This is a genomic window from Streptomyces yangpuensis, from assembly GCF_001005295.1.
Classification (GTDB): Bacteria; Actinomycetota; Actinomycetes; order Streptomycetales; family Streptomycetaceae; genus Streptomyces; species Streptomyces yangpuensis.
The window spans coordinates 483,701-500,142 of the sequence record NZ_LBMK01000003.1 but is presented as its reverse complement, the minus strand read 5'-3'; the positions used below and the strand labels follow the sequence as shown (position 1 = coordinate 500,142).

The 16,442-nt window shown below is 72.3% G+C and carries 14 protein-coding genes; 5 read left to right on the top strand and 9 right to left on the bottom strand.

All coding sequences use genetic code 11. The annotated features are described in order from the left end of the window. The first annotated feature begins 6 nt into the window (after positions 1 to 6). Positions 7 to 1,215, top strand: a complete 1,209-nt coding sequence (locus tag AAT21_RS17590) for a cytochrome P450 (RefSeq protein WP_046777804.1) — start codon at positions 7 to 9, stop codon at positions 1,213 to 1,215. Between the two features lie 11 nt (positions 1,216 to 1,226). On the opposite strand, the gene AAT21_RS17585 is transcribed toward AAT21_RS17590, so the two are convergent. After that, complete coding sequence (locus tag AAT21_RS17585; protein WP_046777803.1) at positions 1,227 to 2,810, bottom strand: ABC transporter permease; 1,584 nt, start codon at positions 2,808 to 2,810, stop codon at positions 1,227 to 1,229. Then, positions 2,807 to 3,745, bottom strand: a complete 939-nt coding sequence (locus tag AAT21_RS17580) for an ABC transporter ATP-binding protein (RefSeq protein ID WP_046777802.1) — start codon at positions 3,743 to 3,745, stop codon at positions 2,807 to 2,809. Before AAT21_RS17580 ends, AAT21_RS17585 begins: the two co-directional genes overlap by 4 nt. 84 nt (positions 3,746 to 3,829) lie before the next feature. Here AAT21_RS17580 and AAT21_RS17575 point away from each other — a divergent pair, with 84 nt between their 5' ends. Further along, a complete protein-coding gene (locus AAT21_RS17575) occupies positions 3,830 to 4,345 on the top strand; it encodes a GbsR/MarR family transcriptional regulator (protein WP_046778427.1) in 516 nt (171 codons plus the stop codon). A gap of 34 nt (positions 4,346 to 4,379) precedes the next feature. Here the strand turns inward: AAT21_RS17575 and AAT21_RS17570 are convergent, their stop codons facing one another. Together AAT21_RS17570 and AAT21_RS17565 are read right to left on the bottom strand one after the other, a co-directional pair. Further along, positions 4,380 to 4,982: a hypothetical protein gene (locus tag AAT21_RS17570; RefSeq protein WP_046777801.1), complete on the bottom strand. Its 603-nt coding sequence runs from the start codon at positions 4,980 to 4,982 to the stop codon at positions 4,380 to 4,382. After that, a complete protein-coding gene (locus tag AAT21_RS17565; protein ID WP_046778426.1) occupies positions 4,958 to 5,800 on the bottom strand; it encodes a diacylglycerol kinase family protein in 843 nt (280 codons plus the stop codon). Before AAT21_RS17565 ends, AAT21_RS17570 begins: the two co-directional genes overlap by 25 nt. A gap of 182 nt (positions 5,801 to 5,982) precedes the next feature. Between AAT21_RS17565 and AAT21_RS17560 the strand changes: the two genes are divergently transcribed. Continuing rightward, on the top strand, positions 5,983 to 7,266 hold the full coding sequence (locus tag AAT21_RS17560) for an adenylosuccinate synthase (RefSeq protein WP_046777800.1): 1,284 nt from the start codon (positions 5,983 to 5,985) through the stop codon (positions 7,264 to 7,266). Positions 7,267 to 7,364: 98 nt separating this feature from the next. Here the strand turns inward: AAT21_RS17560 and AAT21_RS17555 are convergent, their stop codons facing one another. Further along, the gene (locus AAT21_RS17555; protein ID WP_046777799.1) at positions 7,365 to 8,993 is read right to left on the bottom strand and encodes a hypothetical protein; all 1,629 of its coding nucleotides are present in this window, start codon (positions 8,991 to 8,993) and stop codon (positions 7,365 to 7,367) included. A 332-nt stretch (positions 8,994 to 9,325) separates the two neighbouring features. Here AAT21_RS17555 and AAT21_RS17550 point away from each other — a divergent pair, with 332 nt between their 5' ends. Both AAT21_RS17550 and AAT21_RS17545 read left to right on the top strand, forming a co-directional pair. Then, positions 9,326 to 10,177 (top strand): PP2C family protein-serine/threonine phosphatase, encoded by an 852-nt coding sequence (locus tag AAT21_RS17550; protein ID WP_046777798.1) that lies wholly within the window; start codon positions 9,326 to 9,328, stop codon positions 10,175 to 10,177. Positions 10,178 to 10,279: 102 nt separating this feature from the next. Then, entirely contained in the window at positions 10,280 to 11,236 is a 957-nt protein-coding gene (locus AAT21_RS17545) for an MASE1 domain-containing protein (RefSeq protein WP_046777797.1), read from the top strand. Between the two features lie 47 nt (positions 11,237 to 11,283). On the opposite strand, the gene AAT21_RS34520 is transcribed toward AAT21_RS17545, so the two are convergent. From AAT21_RS34520 to AAT21_RS17525, 4 genes are all read right to left on the bottom strand, one after another. After that, positions 11,284 to 12,954 (bottom strand): PKD domain-containing protein, encoded by a 1,671-nt coding sequence (locus tag AAT21_RS34520; RefSeq protein ID WP_157879734.1) that lies wholly within the window; start codon positions 12,952 to 12,954, stop codon positions 11,284 to 11,286. A 275-nt stretch (positions 12,955 to 13,229) separates the two neighbouring features. Next, a complete protein-coding gene (locus AAT21_RS17535) occupies positions 13,230 to 14,108 on the bottom strand; it encodes an alpha/beta hydrolase family protein (RefSeq protein WP_046777796.1) in 879 nt (292 codons plus the stop codon). 171 nt (positions 14,109 to 14,279) lie between these two features. Continuing rightward, positions 14,280 to 15,491: a kynureninase gene (kynU, locus tag AAT21_RS17530; protein ID WP_046777795.1), complete on the bottom strand. Its 1,212-nt coding sequence runs from the start codon at positions 15,489 to 15,491 to the stop codon at positions 14,280 to 14,282. Next, positions 15,484 to 16,329: a tryptophan 2,3-dioxygenase family protein gene (locus AAT21_RS17525; RefSeq protein WP_046777794.1), complete on the bottom strand. Its 846-nt coding sequence runs from the start codon at positions 16,327 to 16,329 to the stop codon at positions 15,484 to 15,486. Before AAT21_RS17525 ends, kynU begins: the two co-directional genes overlap by 8 nt. Between the last annotated feature and the right edge of the window lie 113 nt (positions 16,330 to 16,442).

Here is a 16,442-nt window from a genome sequence, read left to right as displayed (position 1 = left end):
GCGGGGATGGGCTTTGATCCGTGGGATGCCGCGTTCGTCGCCGATCCGTACCCGGCCTACCGGGAGTTGAGGGAGCGGGGGCGGGCCATCTGGTGGGAGGCCACCGGGCAGTGGCTCGTGCCGCACTACGCCGATGTAAGCGCGCTGCTGCGGGACCGGCGGCTGGGGCGGACCTACCTCCACCGGTTCACGCACGAGGAGTTCGGGCGGCAGGCGCCGCCGCCGGAGCACGAGCCCTTCCACGTGCTCAACGGCAACGGCCTGCTGGACCTGGAGGATCCCGCGCACGCGCGGGTGCGCAGACTGGTGGCGAAGGCTTTCACCCCACGGACGGTGGAGCGGCTGGTGCCGGCCGTGCAACGGATGGCCGGGGAACTGGTGGGGCGGCTGCTCGCGGACGGGGGCGGGGACCTGCTCACGACCGTCGCCGAGCCGCTGCCGGTGGCGGTGATCGCGGAGTTGCTTGGGGTGCCGGAGGGGGACCGGGGGCTGCTGCGGCCCTGGTCGGCGGACATCTGCGGGATGTTCGAGCTCCGGCCGGACGAGGAGACGGCGCGGCGCGCCGTGCGGGCGAGCGTCGAGTTCAGCGCGTACCTGCGGGAGCTGATCGCGGAGCGGCGGGCGCGCCCCGGCGAGGATCTGATCTCCGGGCTGATCGCCGCCCATGACGACGAGGGGCGGCTCAGCGAACAGGAGATGATCTCCACCTGTGTCCTGCTGCTGAACGCCGGGCACGAGGCCACCGTCAACACCACGGTCAACGGGTGGTGGGCGCTGTTCCGCAACCCCGAGCGGCTCGCCGCGCTCCGCGCCGGCCACGATCCCGAAAAGTTGTCCACAGCTGTGGATGAACTCATGCGGTACGACACTCCGCTCCAGATGTTCGAACGCTGGGTGCTCGACGACATCCGGGTCGGCGACACCGACATCCCCCGCGGGGCCGAGGTCGCGCTGCTCTTCGGATCCGCCAACCGGGATCCCGCACGCTTCGAGGACCCCGACACCCTGGACCTGGAACGGGCCGACAATCCCCACCTGACCTTCGGGGCCGGGATCCACTACTGCCTGGGGGCGCCGCTGGCGCGGCGGGAACTGGAGGCCTCGTTCGGGGCGCTGCTGGCGGACGGCGTCCCGCCGATGCGGCTCGTCGAGGAGCCGCGGTGGCAGGACGGGTACGTCATCCGCGGGCTGGAACGCCTGCTCGTGGAGTTCTGAGCGTTCGGGACTCAGGCAGTGATGTCGCGGCGGCGCAGGGCGGCGAGACCGGCCGCCGTCAGGGCCGCCGCCAGGGCGGTCAGGGCCAGCAGCGGGGCCCATGACACGGACTCCGTCCCCGGGAGCCTGGGCAGGTGTGCGAAGGGCGAGAGGTCCAGGGCGGCCTGCGGGAGGTTCAGCGCCGGGCCGAGCCAGCCCAGGGTCAGGGCGCTCCCGGCCACCGCCCATGCGGCCGCCGCGTACGCGGGGACCGCACCGTGGAGCAGCGCCGCCAGGGCCCCGATCACCCACACCGCGGGCAGCTGGGCGAGGGTCGCCGCGACCGTCGCACCCACCTCGCCGCCGTGCCCGATGCCCAGGCCCAGCCCCGCCAGCAGGAGCATCAGCGCCGACCCGCCGTAGGCCACCGCCAGGTGGCCGCCGGCCCAGCGGAGCCGGCCGACCGCGTTCGCGAGCAGCGGTTCGGCCCGCTGTCCCGACTCCTCGGCGCTCAGGCGCAGGACCGCCGATACGGCGTACAGGGCGGCGACCATGCCGAACAGGCCGGCCATCGTGGCGAGGAAGGCGTCGGTGAGCCCGCCCTGCCCGCCCATCCGCTCGATGATCTCGCGCGCCCTGTCGTTGCCGCCGACCAGGTCGGCGGTGCCGTCCGCCATCCCGCCGAAGACCGCACCGGCCGTCAGGAAGCCGGCACTCCAGCCCGCCAGGGTGCCGCGCTGCAGCCGCCAGGCCAGCGCGCCCGCCGTGCCCAGCCGCCCCTCGGCCGGCCCCGGACGGGACGGAAGAAAGCTCATCCCCAGGTCACGGCGCCCGGCCAGCAGGTACCCGGCGCCCACCTGCGCGGTGACGGCGGCGGCGAGCAGCAGGAGCACCCACCAGCGCTCGTCGGCGAAGGCCCGTACGTTCTCCACCCAGCCGAGCGGGGAGACCCAGGTCAGGGCGGACCTGCCGCCGGCCGTACCGGCGTCGCCGGCGGCCTTCAGGACGAAGGCCACGCCGAGCAGCGCGGCCGTGAGCCCCTTGGCGGTCCGGGCGCTCTCGGTCAGCTGGGCGGCGACGGCGGCCGCGCCGGCGAAGAGCATGCCGGTACCGGCGAGGGCCAGCGCGAGCGCGGCCGCGCCCGGCGCCCCCTGCCCGGCGAGTCCGCCGACGACGAGCAGGCCGAGGCAGGTGTTGGCCACGAGGGCGGCGAGCAGGGCTGCGGTGAGCGGGGCACGGCGGCCCACCATCGCGGCGGAGAGCAGCTCCTGACGTCCCGTCTCCTCCTCCTCGCGGGTGTGCCGGACCACGATAATCAGGCTCATGACAGCCGCGAGGACCGCACCGAAGACTCCGGCGCGCCAGGCGGTGAGGCCTCCGAGGGAGTCGCTGAAGACCGGGCCGTACAGCGCGCGCACGGAGCTGTTGGCGTTCATCGAGGCGGCGGCCAGGGCGCGTTCGGCGGCGGTGGCGTACACGCTGCCGAGCGCGCCGGGCATGCTCACCACCACGAGCGCCGTGACCAGGATCCAGACCGGCATCATCACCCGGTCGCGGCGCAGGGCCAGCCGGAGCAGCGCGCCGGTGCCCGCGAGGCCGGTCGGTGGTCGCTTCATCGCACGCTCGCCTCGCTGTCGCTGTCGCTGTTGTCGGTGGCGTCGGCGTCGGCCTCGTCGGTGTAGTGGCGCAGGAAGAGTTCTTCGAGGGTGGGCGGGGTCGCGATCAGCGAGCGCACCCCCGACGCGGCGAGGGACCGCAGGACGGCGTCCAGCTTGTCGGTGTCGGCCTGGAGCCGGACCTTCAGCCCCCGCACCTCCACGTCGTGCACGCCCGGCAGGTGGGCCATGCCGTTCGGCGGACCGGCGAGCTCGGCGCTGATCGACGTACGGGTGAGGTGGCGGAGTTCGGCGAGGGTGCCGGTCTCCACGGTGCGGCCCCGGCGGATGATGCTGACGCGGTCGCAGAGCGACTCGACCTCGCTGAGGATGTGCGAGCTGAGCAGGACGGTGCGCCCGGCTGCGCGGGCCTCGGCGACGCAGCTCTGGAAGACGCCCTCCATCAGCGGGTCGAGGCCGGAGGTGGGTTCGTCGAGGATGAGCAGTTCGGCGTCGGAGGCGAAGGCGGCGACGAGGGCGACCTTCTGCCGGTTGCCCTTGGAATACGTACGCCCCTTCTTGGCGGGGTCCAGCTCGAACCGCTCGATGAGCTCGGCGCGCCGCGCCCGGTCGAAGCCGCCGCGCAGCCGTCCGTACAGGTCGATGACCTCGCCGCCGGAGAGGTTGCGCCACAGGGTGACGTCTCCGGGGACGTACGCGACGCGGCGGTGGAGTGGGACGGCGTCGGCCCACGGGTCGCCGCCGAGGAGTTCGGCGACACCGGAGTCGGCGCGCAGCAGGCCGAGCAGGATCCGGATGGCCGTGGACTTGCCGGCGCCGTTGGGGCCGAGGAAGCCGTGGACCTCGCCGGCGGTGACCGAGAGGTCGAGTCCGTCCAGCGCGCGGGTGCGGCCGAAGGCCTTGTGGAGGCCGACGACGCTGATTGCCTTCGTCATGGCTCCGAACCTACGGCGGTTTCACAAATTTGTGAAGCTTGAGAATCTCGCGAATCGCGTAAAGTCAGGAGGGTGGTGAACGACATGCTGAAGACGGATGGGGACGGGCCCGCGGACGCGGCCTCCCGGCGCGACGAGGGAGCGGTCTCCCGGTTCGTGGAGCGGTTCGCCGCGCAGCTGACCGACGCCGGAATGCAGCGGATGGCCGCACGCGTCTTCGCACAGCTGCTGGCCAGCGACGGGGGCGCGATGACCTCGGCGGAGCTGGGCGAGGCGCTCCGGATCAGCCCGGCGGCGGTCTCGGGGGCGGTGTCCTACCTGACGCAGGTCCACATGGTCAGCCGCGAACGCGAGCCTGGCTCGCGGCGGGACCGTTACGTCCTGCACAACGAGCTCTGGTACGAGACCTTCACCCGGCGCGACCAGGTCCTGACCCAGTGGGGGAAGACCCTGCGCGAGGGCGCGGCCGGCCTCGGCGCGCACTCGCCGGCCGGGGCGCGGGTCGCGGAGACGGCCGCGTTCTTCGAGTTCATGCAGGGCGAGATGCTGGGCCTGATGGACCGCTGGCGTGCCCACCGGGCGACGCTTGACCTCGGCTAGTGCCGTGCCCCGGTGAACCTTTCCGGTCACAGCACTAGAGCAGCCGCCTCTGCGAGTGGCCTCGACGGGGCCGGGCGAGGCCGAGCCGGCGGGCGTCCGGGATCCACAGCACCCCGCCCCGTGCCGGATCCCCCGCCAGCCGCACCGCCCGCACCGCCGGGGCGGGCTCCCTACGGGGCCACGGCCGCGGCGGCAACGCCCGCCGGCCCAGCACCCCCAGGGTCAGCGTGTGCCGCCCCTCCCCCAGCACCACCACCGGCGGCCGCCACCGCGGACGGACCACTGCGGCCTCGTACGCGACCCAGCGCACCGCCGGGTCCCGCAGTACGCGGCGGACCCGCCGGACCGCGCGCAGCTCACGCACCCCGAGCACCACCGGGCCCAGCAGTACCACCAGCATCACCGGGCGCGTGAGCACCGCCGCGACCACCGCGGGCCAGCAGAACACCGGCAGCAGGCACAGCAGCAGCGCGTCCCGCCGCCAGTCGCCCAGCGCCTCCCGCACCGCCTCAGCCCCGGCGGGCCCGTACCCCTCACCGGCCCCGATCGCGGCACCGGCCACGGCCCCGTGACCGTCACCGTCACCGGCCCCGGTCACGGCCGCGGCCTGCGTCAGCGGGGCAGGGTCAGCGTCCATGCCCCGGGGCGCAGCGTCCACGTACGGCGGCGGACCGGGCCGGTCATCGCGCCGTCGGCGCGGTAGCGGAAGTCCGCCCCCGACACCGTCACCGTCTTCGCCCGGGCCGTCACCGTCGAGCCGCCGAAACCGCCGCCCGTCCGCACCGACACCTCCGCCGGTTCCCCGTCGCCCCGCGTGCGCACCGAGACGTCCGCCACGGGCTGGTCCACATCGGCCAGCACGGCCCCGTCGGCCTCCACCCGCAGCCGGTGGTGCCCGCCGCCCGCCCCGCCCGCCGCCGCCACCGGGCGGACCAGCGTGCGCACCAGCGAGCGGTACGCGCTCCACACCGACGGCCCGGCCGGCCGCGGGACCCCCCGCTCCGGCCCCCGCAGCGGCGGGATCCGCAGCTCGCCCAGCACCACCCCGTCGCTGTCGTCGACCAGCAGGTCGCACACCCGCACCGACCCGTCGAGCACCGCCCGGGCCGCCGCCACGGCGGACTCGGGCACGCCCAGGGACCTCGCCAGCGCCAGGGACCCCACCGGCCCCACCGGAACCAGCGCCAGAGCGCTTTCAGCCAGCCCCCGCTCCCGGTGCAGCAGCGCCACGGTGCGCACCAGCGCCCGGTCGTCGCCCACGATCACCGGCTGCCGATGACCCCGGCGGGCGAGCGCCCGCGCAAACTCCTCCTGCGAATCCGGGAGGCAGATCTTCGCCGCCGCGCCCGCTGACAACACATCTTTCGCGATCCGCACGGACTCGCCGTCAAGACGGCGGGCGACCGGGTCGACGAGCACCAGCAGACCGCCTACCGGCGCGCCCGCTTCGCTCATGGTGGGCTCTGGAGCCGACACCTCGGTCCTTCCTCGGGTAGCATCTTTGTGCAAGAGGCCCTTGCGCTATTGCGCCAGGGCCTTCGTCTATTCCGGGGCAACCCGTCCAACGGCTCAGCCCGCGTACATCGTCGTACGCCCCCTGACCTTGGACATGCCCCATCCGGAAGAGGTGTACGCCTGTGCCCGCTCTTGTGCTGCTCGGAGCTCAGTGGGGTGACGAGGGCAAGGGAAAGGCCACCGACCTGCTCGGTGGATCCGTTGACTATGTAGTGCGCTACCAGGGCGGCAACAACGCCGGCCACACGGTCGTCGTCGGCGACCAGAAGTACGCGCTGCACCTTCTCCCTTCCGGCATCCTCTCCCCCGGATGCACCCCGGTCATCGGTAACGGCGTCGTGGTCGACCCGGCCGTCCTGCTCTCCGAGCTGCGCGGTCTCAACGAGCGCGGCATCGACACCTCCAAGCTGCTCATCAGCGGCAACGCGCACCTGATCACGCCGTACAACGTCACCCTCGACAAGGTCGGCGAGCGCTTCCTCGGCAAGCGCAAGATCGGCACCACCGGTCGCGGCATCGGCCCGACCTACGCGGACAAGATCAACCGCGTCGGCATCCGGGTCCAGGACCTCTACGACGAGTCGATCCTCACGCAGAAGGTCGAAGCGGCGCTGGAGGGCAAGAACCAGCTCCTCGCGAAGCTCTACAACCGCCGCGCGATCGAGGCCGGCCAGATCGTCGAGGAGATGCTCCAGTACGCGGAGCAGATCAAGCCGTACGTCGCCGACACCACCCTGATCCTCAACAACGCGCTGGACGAGGACAAGGTCGTGCTCTTCGAGGGCGGCCAGGGCACCCTGCTCGACGTCGACCACGGCACCTACCCCTTCGTCACCTCGTCGAACCCGACCGCCGGCGGCGCCTGCACCGGCACGGGCGTCGGCCCGACGAAGATCAGCCGTGTCATCGGCATCCTCAAGGCCTACACCACCCGCGTCGGCGCGGGCCCGTTCCCGACCGAGCTGTTCGACCAGGACGGCGAGGACCTGCGCCGCATCGGCGGCGAGCGCGGCGTGACCACCGGCCGTGACCGTCGCTGCGGCTGGTTCGACGCGCCGATCGCACGTTACGCCACCCGGGTGAACGGTCTCACGGACTTCTTCCTCACCAAGCTGGACGTGCTGACCGGCTGGGAGCAGATCCCGGTCTGCGTCGCGTACGAGATCGACGGCAAGCGCGTCGAGGAGCTCCCCTACTCGCAGACCGACTTCCATCACGCGAAGCCGATCTACGAATACCTCCCCGGCTGGTCCGAGGACATCACCAAGGCCAAGACCTTCGCGGACCTGCCGGCGAACGCCCAGGCCTACGTCAAGGCCCTGGAGGAGATGTCGGGCGCCCCGATCTCCGCAATCGGCGTCGGCCCCGGCCGCACCGAGACGATCGAGATCAACTCCTTCCTGTAAGCAGGCGGGTCATGACCGCAGGGGCGGGACGCACACGGCGTCCCGCCCCTGCGGCGTATCGGTCTCCCGGCCCTCGGTCCCCCGTCCCGCTCGGACCGTCAGTCCGTCTTGTAGACGGCGAGCAGGTCGACGAGCAGGTCGGTGTCCTCCCAGCCCTGGTTCCAGAAGTCGATCATGCCGCCCTTGCCCCCGGGCGTCTGCGCGACGTTGGCGACAGTCGCGCCCTTCGTCCAGTTCAGGGCCGAGGAGACGGGCCGCGGCGGCGTCACCGCGGTGCCGTTCACGTAGTCGGACCAGAAGTTCGGGTCCGGGGTCACGGACAGGAAGCCGTTCCCGCGGGTGTTGGTGACCGTGGTGTTGAGCACCCAGCCGTCGACGTCGGGCTTCGTCGTGTCGCCCTCGAACTGCATCGGGTAGTGCGTACGGGCCTTCAGCGGGCCGGCCTTCCGGCCGCCCCAGCTGTCCTTGCGGGTGTCCAGGAGCCGGTACGGGATCCCGTAGGCCACCAGGGCGGACCGGCTCTCGGGGGTGTAGTAGCCGACGACGTCGACCACCACGTCGGCCGGGTCCCAGCCGCCGTTGCGCACGTTGATCCTCCCGTCGGGCCCGATCGGCACCACCGCCGAGTTGGCGACGGTCTGCCCGGCGGCGAAGTTCACGTTCGAGGTCGTCGGAGCCTCCTTCCCGCTCGGATAGGCGGTCAGGTGACCGGCCGACCGCGGATTGGTCGCGGTCAGGTTGACCGCCACCGCGGTGGCCGTCTTCGGCACACCGCCCCGCCCGGCGATCTCGACGCCGAAGCTGCCCTGACCGGGGACCTGCCCCTTGGCCGTACCGAGGCCCTCGCGGGTGTCCACGACCCGGGTCGGGGCCAGCGCGCCCCAGCCGTTGGCGGCCGCCGGCGCGAAGTAGCCGGTGACGTCCGCGATCAGGTCGACCGGCTCCCAGCCCGCATTGAACAGGTGGACGTACCCGTCCTCGCCGATCGCGTCGATCACCAGGTTCGGGACGGTCTGGCCGGAGGCGAAGTTCACGTTCGACGTCACGGCGGCCTCGGCGCCGGCCTTCGTGGACTGCACCGAGATGTGGCCCGCGCCCGTGGTGTTGGTGACGGTGACGTTGAGGGCGACCCCGGTGGCCCCGGCGGGGACCTTCGCCGCGCCCGCGACCTTCAGGGCCACCGAGCTGCGCGGGCCGACCTTGGCCTTCGCGGCGCCGACGCCCGTACGGGTGTCGAGCAGCCGGGTCGGCTCGTGTGCGGTGAATTCGGCGCCAATGGTCGTGAACCTGAGCTGGTTCACCGCCTCGGTGCCGTTGACGGTGTCCTTGGCCGTGACCTTGACATCGTAGGTGCCGAGCACGGTGTACTTGTGCGTGAGGTCCCGCGCGTCGGAGCCGCCGCCGGCGGGCAGGGAGTAGGTGTCCGTCGTACCGTCGCCCCAGGCGACGACGATGTCGAGGGCCGGGGCGTCGTAGTCGATGACGTGGGACCGCAGGTCGATCGAGCGCGCGCCGTCGGTATGGGCGGTCAGGTAGATCGAAGTGGGCGAATCCTGCACCGCCTGCGCGCCCTGCGCCCCCTGCTCAGCACCCGGAGTGGCCTTGACCCGCGCGTTCCCCCCGGTCTGCGCGCCGGACCGCGAGGTGACGACCGTCCGGTCGGCGGGGCTGCTGAACGTCCGGCCCCCGGATTTCTGCGCCGCGTCCGGCCCGGCGGCCCCGGACACGGGTGCGGGTACAGGCGTGGACGCGGCCACCCCCTGTCCAGCGGGCCCCGCCGGCGCGCCGGGCGCCGCCTGGGCGATCCCGGGTATGAGCCCTGCACCTGCCGCCAGCAGGGCAGCGGAAACCACGAGTCGGCGATTGCGCACCGATCCCCCCATTTACTTCTTCAACGGTCGAACACGGTCCCCCTTGAACACGAGTGCGAGCCCGGTCCGGTTGCAAGATCGCCCGTCGAAGCCGTCTCGGGGGGCGCGGTCGGGGTGGGCGGAAATATGATGGGCGGGTCCTTTCCACGGCGGAAGCAGGGACGGATGCACCATCGTCGGAGCCATCCATGAGCCGGCGCCGTCCCCCGCGGGTGGCCAGCGCCGACCTGCTGAGCATGCTCGGCAAGCTGACCGCGCAGGCGCGGCAGGGCGTGGAGCTCCAGCAGGCCCGCGTGGAACTGGCCGAGGCCCTGCAGCGCGAGATGCTGCCCACCGCGCTGCCGTGTCTGCCGGGGCTGCGCACGGCGGCCCGGTACTCGCCCGCCCGGCACGGCCTGGACATCGGCGGCGACTGGTACGACGGCTTCCGGCTGCCGGAGGGCGCCCTCGCCTTCTGCATCGGCGACGTCCAGGGGCACGACGTCGACGCCGCCGCCTTCATGGGGCAGGTCAGGATCTGCCTGCGCGCCGTGGCCGCCGTGGTCGTCGACCCCGGCGAGGTGCTGAGCCGGGCCAATGAGGTGCTGCTCTCGATGAACCGCGACCTCTTCGCGACCTGCAGCCTGCTCCGCTTCGACCCGGACACCTGGGAGCTGGAGAGCGCCCGGGCCGGTCACGTCCCGGCCGTCTGGGCCACCGTCGACGGCCGGTACGGCATAGCCGAGGACCACGGAGGGCTGCCGCTGAACCTGGTACCCGGATCGCCGTACACCGTGACCCGGCGACGGCTGACGCAGGCGGGATCGATCGTCCTGCTCACCGACGGCGTGGTCGAGGGCCCGCGGTTCCCGCTCGAAGTGGGGCTGGAGCGCGTGGTCAGGGTCGTCCGGGAGGCGGCCGGCACCGACCCGGCCGAGCTCGCCGCCGAGGTGATGAAGGTGGCCGATTCGACGGGACACGCCGACGACGCCGCGGTGCTCGTCCTCAGCCACGACGCGGCGGCACCCGCCCCGGCACCGGATGACACCGACCTCACCTAGTGCTGTGACCGGCAGGGTTCACCGGGTCGGCAAACCTTTCCGGCCACAGCACTAGCGCGTGTCACGCCCCGCCCCGTGCGTGGGCTGTTGTCTGATGATGCGGTGCGCACCGAGGGATGGCGACGTCCGGCCGAACTGCTCCTGCTGATCCTCGCTGTCGCCGTCGCCTACTACATCGGCGGGCGGATCGGCCTGCGCCAGAGCGTGACCGTCGACGGCGCCGAGGTCACCCCGCTGTGGCTGCCCACCGGCATCGCGCTGGCCGCTCTGTTCTGGCTGGGCCTGCGGGTCTGGCCGGGGATCTCCCTCGGCACCTACTTCGCCATCGAACGCATCAGCACATTCGACTTCAGCGACCTCGGCATCCTCGCCGGGAACACCCTCGCGCCGGTGTGCGCGTACCTGATGCTGCGCCGGGTGGACTTCCGCCCACAGATGGACCGGCTGCGGGACGCGCTGGCGCTCGTCTTCCTGGGCGGTCTGCTGCCGATGCTGCTCAGCGCGACCGCCGGGACCTGGACCCTCGTCCTCCACGGCGATCTGCCCCGGAGCGAATTCTGGCCGGTGTGGGCGGCCTGGTGGGTCGGCGACGCCATGGGGGTGCTCGTGGTGACCCCGCTGCTGCTGGTCCTGCGCCGGGCCCGGCTGCCCCGGGACGACTACCGGCTGGCCGAGGTGTCGGCCCTGGCGGTCACATCCGTGATCGTCACCCTCGTGGCCACCCGGAGCCACCTGTCCGTGCTCTTCCTCGTCTTCCCGCTGCTGATCTGGGCGGCCGTACGCTTCCAGTTCGCCGGGAGCGCGCCGTGCACCCTGTTGATCTCGGTCCTGGCGATCTCGGCGGCGCACGATCACGCCGGACCGTTCACCGAGTACAGCCTGCTGGAGCTGATGGTCAACCTGCAGGCCCTCAACGGAGCGGCCGCGCTCACGGGGCTGCTGCTGTCCGCGCTGGTCACCGAGCAGAACAACGTACGGCTGCGGATCGAGCAGGTCTGCGAGGACCTGGCCGAACTGGTGGAGCACCTGGCCCCGGGCGGCAGACCGCCCGAACGCTGAACGCCCCGGGGAGGCCGAGGCCGTCCCCCGGGGCGCCCGGCGGTGGATCAGTTGCTCTCGTAGTAGCCGAAGATGTCGACGACGAGATCGGTCTTGTCCCAGCCCTGGTTCCAGAAGTCGACGATGCCGTTCTTCCCGGAGCCTGCCTGGACCAGGTTCGGGACGGTCTTGCCGGCCGTCCAGTTCAGGGTCGAGGCGGTGGGGCGCTCCGGGAAGACCTGGCGGCCCTGGCGGTACTGCTCGCGCGTGTTCGGGTCCGGGGCGACCGACAGGAAGCCCGCGCCGGCGGTGTTGGTGACCGTGGTGTTGAGTACGTAGCCGGCGATGCCGGGTTCGTCCACGGACAGCGCCTGCCAGATGTAGCCGCGGCCCAGCATCGGACCGTGAGTCCAGCGCGGGTCGCGGGTGTCGAGCAGCCGGACCGACTTGATCGGCATGTAGGCGGCCTTGCTGTCGGTGCTGTAGTAGCCGACGACGTCGACGATCACGTCCGTACCGGCCCAGGCGCCGTTGCGCACGTTGATGGTGCCGTCGGGGCCGACCGGCACGATCACCGCGTTCGCGACCGTCTGGCCCGCGGTGAAGTTCAGGTTGGAGGTGATCGGGACGTTCCCGCCGCCGGGGAAGACGGACAGGTGCCCGGCCTCCCTCGGGTTGGTCACCGTCACGTTCAGCGCCACGGCCGTGATGCCCTCCGGCACTCCGCGCAGGCCGCTGATCCTCGTACCGAAGGTCTTCTGCCCGGCCACCTGGCCCCGGGTGGCGCCGAGGCCCTCACGGGTGTCGACGAACCGGACCGGCGTCATCGGCGTGTAGCCGGCGGCGTCGGTGCGCGTGAAGTAGCCGGTCACGTCCGCGATCAGGTCGACGGACTCCGAGCCGCGGTTGGCGAGCTCGACGTAGCCGTTCTTGCCGACGGGCACGATGACCAGGTTCGGGACGGACTGGCGCGCCTCGAAGTTCACGTTCGAGGTCGTCGGCCGCTCGGTGTCCTCCGCGAAGGCCGTGATGTGGCCGCCGCTGGTGGTGTTCGTGACGGTCACGTTGAGGGCGACGGCGGTGACCCCCTCCGGAATCGCCCCGTTGCCGCCGACCTTCACGCGGGTCGAGCCGTACGCCGGGACCTTGCCCCGGACCGCGCCGGTCCCGTCGCGGGTGTCCAGCAGACGGGTCGGGGTGTGCGCGACGAAGTCCGAACCGGCGGTCATGACCTGGAAGTCGTTGACGACCTCGGCCTGGTTGGCCGGGTCGGTCACGGTGACCCGGACGGTGTACTGACCGAGCTGCGCGTAGGTGTGACTGCTCTTCAGCACGGTCGAGCCGTACGCGTCCATGCCGTCGGGGGTGCTGCCGTCGCCCCAGTCGACGGTGACCTTCAGGGTGGAGTCGGCACTGATGACGGTGGTTTCCAGGTCGAACGCGTGCGCGGTGGTGGCCGCGGCGTTCAGGACGAGGGCCAGGTCCGGGTTGCCGGCCGCCTGCTGGGCGGAGACCCCGCCCTTGGAGCCGGGCAGGGCCTTGCGGACGGAACGTTCCGCCGGGCTCTTGAAGGTGCTCAGGTTCGGCGCCGCGGCCTTGGCCAGGTCCACGGCGGGCGCGCCCACCCCTTGCGCGACCGGCTCCTGCGCGACCGGCTCCGCGGCGTGGGCGATGCCCGGCGCGAGACCGATGGTGGCCGCTATGACGGCGACGGAAATTACGAGACGGCGACTGCGCACCGATCCCCCCATTTTTGAACGTGCTCAGGTCTGGGCTTCAGGGTACACAGATCTTCACCCGCGAGATCGCGAAAACATGTGCGAGCAAGGGGAGTTGGCTCGTTTCTGTCCCGAACCGATCCCTATGTCCAGGAAGAACGGGCGAGGACCGGCGGATCAGTCGGTCTCGTAGATGCCGTAGCAGTCGACGATCAGGTCGGCGTCCTTCCAGCCCTGGTTCCAGAAGCGGACGATGCCGTGCTCGCCGCTGCCTGCCTGCCTGCACCAGGAGTCCGCTACCAGGCCAGCTGGGAGATCTCCTCCGCGACCACCGCACAGGCGTCCGCCGCCGGATCGATCAGCGGGAAGTGCCCGACCCCGTCGAGGAGGGTCAGCCCCACCATCTCCCCCGCCTTGGCCGCCGCCGCCACGTACGCCTCGGCCACCTGCTGCGGGACCACGATGTCGTCCCGGCCGTGGACCACCGTCGTGGCGATGCCGGTCGGCAGCAGCGACGCCGGGTCGGCCGACGGCAGCCGCTCGTCCCAGTGATCCGCGCCACCCAGCAGTTGCGCGCTCGCCCCGCCGCACACGCCCAGCTCCTCCGCCACCGCGAAGTCCGCGATCGGCGCCAGCGCCACCACCCCGCGCAGCATCGGCGGGTCCGGCAGCCGCCACGGGGAGCCGTACGGGAGCACGTGCCGGGCCGCGGCCCACAGCGCGAGGTGGCCGCCCGCCGAGTGGCCGGTGACGACCACGCGCCGGACGTCCGCCTGCGGCAGGGCAGTCCCGACGAGGCCCGGCAGGGCGTCCATCGCCGCGGCGACGTCGTCGAAGGTCTCCGGCCAGCGCCCGGCGACCGGCCCCTCGGCGTCCTGGTGCGGCAGGGAACTCCCGCGCCGGTACTCGACGTTGGCGACGGCGAAACCTCGCCGGGCCAGGAAGTCCGCGAAGGGCGTGATGTGCTGCCTGTCGTAGGGGGCCCGCCACGCGCCGCCGTGCAGGACCACCACCAGCGGCACGGGGCCCCCGGTCTCGCCGCGCGGGGCGTAGAAGTCGACGACGTGGTCCGGGTGTTCGCCGTACGCGGCCGTCACGTCCGGCGCGACCGCCGGATGGGCGAAGGCCGAGGCGGCCTCGGCGGCGTCCCGTTCCACGGCGGCGGGGTCCGTCATCGGCTCAACCTCTCGGTAACGCGTGGGACAGCGGGGACAGATGTTCCGGTGTTCCGGCAGAGCGGGACCGTATCAGTCTGGAACAGCAGGTTCCGTGCGGGGCCCGGAATATGACCGGGCGGACGGAGCCGTAGCCCCGCCCGCCCAGCGATGTGACGTTTCGCTACCCCGTCACCCGAAAATGTGACCCAGGGTGCGCGCTGCGCGCTCCGCGTCGGCGAAACCGACGTAGAGCGGGGTGAAGCCGAAGCGCAGGACGTCGGGTGCGCGGAAGTCCCCGATGACACCCCGGGCGATGAGCTCACCCATGACCTCGCGGGCGTTCTCACACCGCAGCGAGACCTGGCTGCCACGGTGCTCGTGCTCGGCCGGGGTGACCGACTCCACCAGGCCCTGCGGGACGTACGCCGCCACACATTGAAGGAAGAAATCGGTCAGGGCGAGGGACTTGGCGCGCACCGCCTCGACGGCGACGCCGTCCCAGGCGTCGAGCGCCGACTCCAGCGCGAGCATGGACAGGATGTCCGGGGTGCCTACGCGGCCGCGGGTCGCACCCCGCGCCGCCTCGTAGTCCGGTGTCATCGCGAAGGGATCCGCGTGACCGTTCCAGCCGGGGAGGGGGGAGTCGAAGGCGTCCTGGTGACGGGCGGCGATGTACAGGTACGCGGGGGCGCCGGGGCCCCCGTTGAGGTACTTGTACGTGCAGCCCACCGCCAGGTCGACGTCGTGCTCGTCGAGCCCGACGGGCAGGGCGCCCGCGGAGTGGCAGAGATCCCAGACGACGACCGCGCCGGCGGCGCGGGCCGCCGCCGTGAGGGCCGGCAGGTCGTGGAGCCGGCCGCTGCGGTAGTCGACGTGGTTGAGGAGCACCACGGCGGTGTCCGCGTCCATCGCCTCCGCCGCCCGCGAGGGGTCGACCGGGACGACGGTCAGGCCCGCCAGCCGCGCCGCCGACCGGGCGATGTAGCCGTCGGTGGGGAAGGTGGCGGAGTCGACCAGCAGCTTCGTCCGGCCGGGAGCCGCGAGGCGGGCGCCGCCGACCAGGGCCTTGAAGAGGTTGACGCTGGTGGAGTCGCCGACGACGACCTGGCCGGGGGCAGCGCCGACCAGCGGGGCGATCTTGTCGCCTATCCGCTCGGGCGCGGTCCACCAGCCGCTCTCCTCCCAGGAGCGGATGAGGAGCTCGCCCCACTGCCGGGCGACGACGTCGGCGGTGGTCGCGGCCACGCCCGCCGGGAGCGCACCGAGCGAGTTGCCGTCCAGGTAGACGACGCCGTCGGGGAGCGTGAAGCGCTCGCGCAGCTTCGCGAGCTCGTCGGCGGCGTCCAGGGCCGCCGCGCGGTCGCGCAGGTCGGTCCCGGGGTCCGTGAAGGTCTCAGACATGGCTGCGCGCCGTCCAGAGCTCCGGGAAGACGTTCTTCGTCGCGCGCTTCTCCAGCCATGTCACACCGGCCGAACCGCCCGTGCCGGTCTTCGCGCCCATCGCGCGGCGGGTGGCCACCAGGTGGTCGTTGCGCCAGCGCCAGACGAGTTCGGCGACGTCGGTGAGGACCTCGCCGAGCCGGTGGAGGTCCAGGTGCTCGTCGGGGGCGGCGTACAGGCCGGTCCAGACGGCCTCGACCTCGGCCGAGGCCTCGTAGCGCTGCGAGAGGTCGCGGTCCAGGACGGACTCCGGGACCGGCAGGCCGCGGCGGGCCAGCAGGCGCAGCACCTCGTCGTAGAGGCTCGGCTCCTGGAGAGCCTTCTCCAGCTCCGCGTGGACGCGCGGTGCGCCGCGGTGCGGCACCAGCATGGAGGCGGACTTCTCACCGAGCAGGAACTCCATCCGGCGGTACATCGCCGACTGGAAACCGGAACCCTCACCGAGGGCGCCGCGGTAGGCGTTGAACTGCGCCGGGGTGAGCTGGGCGAGCGGGCGCCAGGAGGCGTTGAGGGCCTCCAGCTCACGAAGGGAACGTTTCAGCGCGTCCATCGCGACCGGGATGCGGTCCTCGCGCAGCGCGTTCGCGGCGGTTTCCCACTCGTGGACGATGACCGTGAACCACAGCTCCATGACCTGGGTCGTGACCAGGAAGACCATCTCGCCGGGGTCGTCCGAGCGGAGGTGCTGGAGGTGGGTGAGGACGTCCGCCTGGACGTAGTCCTCGTACGGGGTCGTGCCGTCGAAGTCGAGGTTCGGGGTGTCCCCGCCGACTCCGGAGGCATCAAGGGTGTTCGACATCGCTGTCTCCTCGACACGTGCTTCCGGGTAGCGGTCCGCTCCTTCCGTGAGGTGAGTGGAGCCCCGGTCCCCTGCCCGCATCATAGGACCCCGTCGCGCCGGCGCTCCAGCAG